1 protein-coding gene is annotated in these 267 nt (G+C 50.6%); it reads right to left on the reverse strand.

What is annotated here, in order from left to right; all coding sequences use genetic code 11:
• Nucleotides 1-267, reverse strand: a 267-nt coding sequence (locus tag ACPYOJ_RS35570; RefSeq protein WP_481420417.1) for a DNA-binding domain-containing protein, incomplete at both ends; no start/stop codon positions are given.

Here is a 267-nt window from a genome sequence, read left to right on the forward strand (position 1 = left end):
CAGCGTAGTCTCGTGGGCTCGGAGATGTGTATAAGAGACAGGTCGAATACCCCACGGATAGTGGTACTTGCTGTAAAGTAACCGGTATTCACTGAAAAGCCATCACAAAGCTGGTACGCCATTTCTTTCAGGAACAGCTCGGTCGCATATTCCATTGCCGACGCGGAAACATCTGCACCACCACGACTGGCGGCGGCTTCACATATTTGTTTTACAGAAAGGGAACGCTCGCTTGCCGTGCGGGCAATGAAATCATTAGGGTTGTCT

The sequence above is a fragment of the Rhizobium sp. SVR5-9E genome, assembly GCF_056755095.1.